Origin of the sequence: Aeromonas sp. ZOR0002 (genome assembly GCF_963866995.1) — a bacterium.
Lineage (GTDB): Bacteria > Pseudomonadota > Gammaproteobacteria > Enterobacterales > Aeromonadaceae > Aeromonas > Aeromonas caviae.
The window spans coordinates 1-5,294 of sequence record NZ_CAWMFQ010000048.1; the positions used below are offsets into that span (position 1 = coordinate 1).

6 protein-coding genes and 1 pseudogene are annotated in these 5,294 nt (G+C 63.5%); all 7 read right to left on the reverse strand.

The window, feature by feature from the left end:
* Positions 1–441, reverse strand: a 441-nt coding sequence (locus tag AACR77_RS03450) for an aminotransferase class III-fold pyridoxal phosphate-dependent enzyme (protein WP_042879757.1), incomplete at its 3' end; no start/stop codon positions are given.
* Positions 438–1,193: a cytidylyltransferase domain-containing protein gene (locus AACR77_RS03455; protein WP_042879759.1), complete on the reverse strand. Its 756-nt coding sequence runs from the start codon at positions 1,191–1,193 to the stop codon at positions 438–440. The genes AACR77_RS03455 and AACR77_RS03450, both read right to left, overlap by 4 nt.
* Positions 1,190–2,035, reverse strand: coding sequence for an aldo/keto reductase (locus AACR77_RS03460; protein ID WP_042879761.1), 846 nt, complete (start codon positions 2,033–2,035; stop codon positions 1,190–1,192). The genes AACR77_RS03455 and AACR77_RS03460 overlap by 4 nt, the downstream gene beginning before the upstream one ends.
* Positions 2,026–3,168: a UDP-4-amino-4,6-dideoxy-N-acetyl-beta-L-altrosamine transaminase gene (gene pseC / locus AACR77_RS03465; protein WP_041215438.1), complete on the reverse strand. Its 1,143-nt coding sequence runs from the start codon at positions 3,166–3,168 to the stop codon at positions 2,026–2,028. The genes AACR77_RS03460 and pseC overlap by 10 nt, the downstream gene beginning before the upstream one ends.
* The gene (pseB, locus tag AACR77_RS03470; RefSeq protein WP_041215437.1) at positions 3,165–4,169 is read right to left on the reverse strand and encodes a UDP-N-acetylglucosamine 4,6-dehydratase (inverting); all 1,005 of its coding nucleotides are present in this window, start codon (positions 4,167–4,169) and stop codon (positions 3,165–3,167) included. Before pseB ends, pseC begins: the two co-directional genes overlap by 4 nt.
* Positions 4,170–4,270: 101 nt before the next feature.
* On the reverse strand, positions 4,271–5,110 hold the full coding sequence (locus AACR77_RS03475) for a cobalamin-binding protein (protein ID WP_052224771.1): 840 nt from the start codon (positions 5,108–5,110) through the stop codon (positions 4,271–4,273).
* Positions 5,103–5,294 (reverse strand): annotated as a pseudogene (locus AACR77_RS03480) (cobalamin biosynthesis protein CobD); the annotation flags it as partial. The pseudogene AACR77_RS03480 and the gene AACR77_RS03475, both read right to left, overlap by 8 nt.

Sequence of the window (5,294 nt, forward strand, 5' to 3'; positions counted from 1 at the left end):
GTGGTAGCCGCAGACCGCGACCCGCTCTTGCCCTGTGACGGCGCGAGAGAGGCGGATGCAGGCGGAGGTGGCATCGGTGCCGTTCTTGCCAAAGCGCACCATCTCGGCGCAAGGGATTAGCTCGATCAGCTGTTCCGCCACCTCGGTTTCCAGCCGATGGGGAAGGGAGAAGATGGAGCCCAGGTTGAGCTGCTCCAGCACGGCCTGGTTCACCTCCGGATCGCAGTAACCCAGGCTGATGGCGAGCAGGCCGCTGGCAAAGTCGAGATACTCGTTGCCATCCACGTCCCACACTCTGGCACCCTGGCCGCGCTCGATAAAGAGCGGGGCGGCGCCGTAGGGGAAGCAGAGCCGGCTCTTGGAGAAGGTCTGGGACCCTAAGGGAATGCTCTGCTCGGCCCGGGCTGAGAGGGTCAGTGAATGCTGATACCGTGAGGTCATGAGTGGTTCTCCTTGGCCAGCGATCGCGCCAGCCCCTCATTGCGTTGATGTTGAGTGTTCAGGGTCGCCAACTGCGGCTCACGAGCCAGCAGGGCGAGAATGTCGTCGGTGGCAAAGGCCGGGTTTGACGGGTAGAGGCGCTGATATATCTGCTCGACCAGGGCGAAGTCGGCGGGTTCGTCCACCGTCCAGCGCAGGTGGGCTAGGCTGGGGGTGCGGCTAAGTGCCCCTATCTTGAACTGATCCGCATGCTGGCGGATGTAGTAGGTGACGTGCTCGCGCTGGGTCGGGGTGTGGGCGTACTCGGCCAGCAGCGCCAGGGTGGCGACGCTCATGATCTCCGCGTCCAGCCCATCAGGGTAGCTGGGATCCCAGCAGTTGCTGCTGTAGTCGTAGCCGCCGGCCAGATGCAGCTCGATCAGCTCGTCGATGAGGGCGGGATCCGCGAGGGGGCAGTCGCCGGTGAGCCTGACAATCTGGCTGGGGCCAAAGGGTTGCGCCGCCAGATGAAAGCGTTGCAGCACGTCGTCCAGCGGGCCACGGAAACAGGGCACGTCCAGCTCGGCGCAAAGCGCCGCTATGGCCAGATCGTCGGCCTGGTCACTGGTGGCAACCACCAGCTGATCCAGCCTGGTCGAGCGTTGGAGTCGCTCTATCTGGCGGGCGAGCATGGGCTCGCCGAGCAGAGGCTTGAGCACCTTGCCAGGCAGTCGGCTGGAGTTGGCTCTGGCCTGCAGGATCCCGAGGATCATGATGTTCTCCACATGGCAGGGTTGATGAGGGCCGGCTCGTCGCAGGCGAGGGCGGCCAGCTCGTCGTCATGGCACGGATGCAGATGGGCATAGGTCGAGGCGATGGCCGCCAGCTCATGGGCATGACAGACCCCCACCACGAAGCGGCTGACCTGGGGCAGGGCCGGGAGCAGAGAGAGCGCCTTGTGGAGCGGGGAGAGATGGGGATGCCACTCATCCAGCCGCGCCAGTGGTTCACCGAAGGTGTCGAAATACGCGGGACGAAGCTCCGGTTGCATCAGCAGCAGGCCTTGCAAGAAGAGGGTGCGCACATGGATCTCACACCCCTGAGCCTGCAGCCGGTCGAGCCAGCCTGAGCGCAGGAAGCGTTGATCGAGCAGGTTGGCGGGGAGTTGCACCAGCTCCAGCGGATAACCCTGCTCGAGCCAGAGTGCCAGCTCCTCGGGGGAGTAGACGGAGGCCCCCACCTTGCCCACCTTGCCCTGTCGCTGCAGCTCTGCCAACTGCTCGAACAGGGCAGGGCTGGCATCCTGGCTGCGGTGCAGCAACAGGCCGTCCAGCCTGGTGCGTGCCAGCCGTTGCAGGCTGCCTGCCACCGAGGTGGCGATCTCTACGGCCTGGATGCCGGGGGCCAGCTTGTTGATCAGCTGGAAGTCGGCGGTATTGTACATCCCGAGCCTCGCCTCGGCCTTGCCGTAGGCCTGGGCCGTGTCCAGGGTATCCACCCCCAGTTTGCGGGCCAGAGCCAGAATGGCGTCGAGCTCCTGATCCTGCACTTCGCCTGCGCGGTTGCTGATGCCGTAATCGAGCCCGAACTGGACCGTACCCAGTGCTAGGCGCATAGCACCGACTCCAGGGTCTGAACGACCTGATCCTGCTCGGCCAGGGAGAGGCCGGGGAACAGGGGGAGGCTGATGGCTTGTCGATAATAGGCCTGGGCACCGGGATAGTTGGCGGGGTCGTGGCCGAGATCACGGTAATAGGGTTGGGCCGGAATGGGCATGTAGTGCACGTTGACGCCGATACCGGCGTCTCTCAGGCGGGCAAACACCTCATCCCGGTCTTGCACCCGGATCACATAGAGGTGGTAGCCACTGAGTCTGTCATGCCCCTGGTGCAAGGGCTCGACCGGCAGTCGGGTCAGCAGCTCGTCGTAGCGGGCAGCCAACAACCGGCGCCTGTCAATGAACTGCGGCAGGCGGGCGAGCTGGCTGCTTCCCAGCGCCGCCTGGATGTCGGTCAGGCGATAGTTGAAGCCGAGTACCTGCTGCTCGTAGTACCAGCCCCCCGGAGTGTCGACGGTCAACTGCGCCGGATCCCGGGTGATGCCATGGCTGCGATAGAGACGAAGCCTCGCGGCCAGCTCGGCACTGCGAGTCGTGACGGCGCCCCCTTCCCCGGTCGTGATGGGCTTGACCGGATGGAAGCTGAAGACGGTCATGTCGCTGTGGGCACAACTGCCGATGGGCTCTCCCTGATAACGGGCTCCCAGGGCATGGCAGGCATCTTCGATGAGGGACACGCCATATTCTCGGCACAGGGCGCCTATCTCGGCGAGATCGCAGGGCTGGCCCGCGAGATGCACGGCGACCAGGGCCTTCGGCTGACGAGCGCTGCCCTGAACCCGTTGCAGCTTCTCGCGCAGCGCCGTCACGCAGAGGTTGCCGGTTGCGGAGTCCACGTCGACGAAATCCACCTGGGCGCCACAATAGCGGGCACAGTTGGCTGAGGCGACGAAACTGATGGCGGAGACCCAGACCCAATCCTGTTCGCCCAGCGCCAGCGCGGCGCAGGCAAGGTGCAGGGCCGTGGTGCCGTTGCTGCAGGCGATCACGTGGGGAGCCTGGCAGTAGTCGGCCAATCCCTGTTCGAAGGCGGGGACCGCCTCACCCTGGGTGAGGTAGTCCGACTTCAGCACGGCGACGACGGCTTCGATATCTTCATCTGTGATGGATTGGCGTCCATAGGGGATCATTCGGCGAGCACCTGCTGATTCATGACTTTCAATTCCTCTATCGACAGGAAGTGGCGATTATTGAGGGAATTGTATTCAAAGCCGTGCTCGACCCGCACCGCGGTGTCACCCAGGGCATTGACGGCGAAGTCATTATTTCGACTGGTGAAGGTGATGCTGGGAGCGATGACGTAATAGTCGTCAAATTCATAGGTGTGGTAGGAGTCGTCAGCCGGACACATCACCTCGTGCAACTTTTCGCCCGGACGGATACCGATGATCTCCTGGGGCAAGTCCGGCGCCATGGCGCTGGCGAGATCCGTGATGCGTACCGACGGGATCTTCGGAACGAACACTTCCCCCCCTTTCATGCGGGCAAAGTTGGTCAGCACGAACTCGACCCCCTGTTGCAGGGTGAGCCAGAAACGGGTCATCTCGGCATGGGTAATGGGGAGGCTGCTGGCCCCTTCCTTGATCAGGCGATCGAAGAAGGGCACCACAGAGCCCCGGGAGCCGACCACGTTGCCATAACGTACCACGGAGAAAATGGTGGGGTGCTTGCCCGCCATATTATTGGCGGCGACGAACAGCTTGTCGGAGCAGAGTTTGGTGGCGCCATACAGGTTGACCGGATTGGCCGCCTTGTCGGTGGAGAGGGCGATCACCTTCTCGACCCCGTTGTTGAGGGCCGCCTTGATGACGTTTTCCGCACCATGGATGTTGGTCTTGATGCACTCCATGGGGTTGTATTCGGCGGCAGGCACCTGCTTGAGGGCGGCGGCATGCACCACGAAGTCCACGCCGTGCATGGCCATCTCGAGGCGCTCGGCATCCCGTACGTCACCGATGAAATAGCGCATGCAAGGGTGATTGAAACGCTGCTGCATCTCGAACTGCTTGAGTTCATCACGGGAGTAGACGATCAATCGGCTTGGCGTGTAGAGGGAGAGGACAGCCTCGATGAACTTCTTGCCAAAGGAGCCGGTTCCCCCGGTTATCAGGATCGTTTTGCCGTTGAACATGTCATGGTCCCGTTATGAAGTGAGTGTCTGTTAGATTCAAAAGCATATTTTATGCCATAACCAGCGATATGGGAGAGAGCATCGCCGTGACGAAGGCGGTATCAAGGGGTTGACGCGCTGCTCCCGGCTATCGCCTCGCATATCTGCTCCACCGCGTTGAGGGCGCGGGGGGTGAAGCGGTGCAGTTCATCGGCGTTGATAAGGGCGAGCCGCTGGTGTTTGACGGCGTCCAGCATGGGCCACTGCCGCCAGTGATCCAGCACGGAAGGATCCCGGCCGCCAGCCAGGATAAGCCCGGGATTGGCCTTGATCACCTGCTCCAGCCCGACCTGGGGGTAGGCTGCTCCCGTCGTCGCCATGATGTTGCGTCCGCCGCAGAGGGTGATGGCCTGCCCCGGCCAGGTCGAATTATTGACGCTGGTGAGCGGCGGGTACCAGAGCTGATAAAAGACAGACAGGGGCTTGGGCTCGCCGTAGCGCGCAGCCAGGGCGTCGAGCCGGGTCAGATAGGCGCGGGCTTGCTCGTCGGCCCTGGACGTGAGCCCGAGAAGGTGCCCCAGGCTGCGCATCTCGGTAGCCAGGGAGGCAAAGTCGGTGGGCTCCGAGTAGAAGACGGGAATGCCGAGGCGCTCGACCGGGCCCAGCATGCGGGCCTGGGCGGAGCGCCAGGCCACTACCAGATCCGGCTTCTGGGCCAGCAGCGCCTCGAGGTTGATGCTGCGATAGTTGGCCACCCTGGGGAGGTTGGCCACCTCGGCGGGGTAATCGGAGGCATCGTCGGTGGCGACCACGCGATCCCCGGCGCCGATATCGAACAGCAGTTCCGTCAGATGGGGAGTGAGGCTCACGATGCGCTGCGGCGGGGTGGCCATGGCGCACAGTGAGGTGCCCAGCAGGCAGACAAACAGGCCCAGGGCACGAAGGGAAACGCGATCAGCCATGATTGAGCGCCATCAATGTCAGGAGCAGCGAGAGCCCGAGCCAGCCCCAGCCGGTCAGTTGCAGACGCTGCAGCAGGCGCAGGGGCAGGTTGGCATCGGGTTCGCTCCCCTCATCAAATACCGGAAAGCGCACCAGCTGGCTCTGATAGTAGCGGGGGCCGCCGAGTCGGCGGCCCGTCGCCCG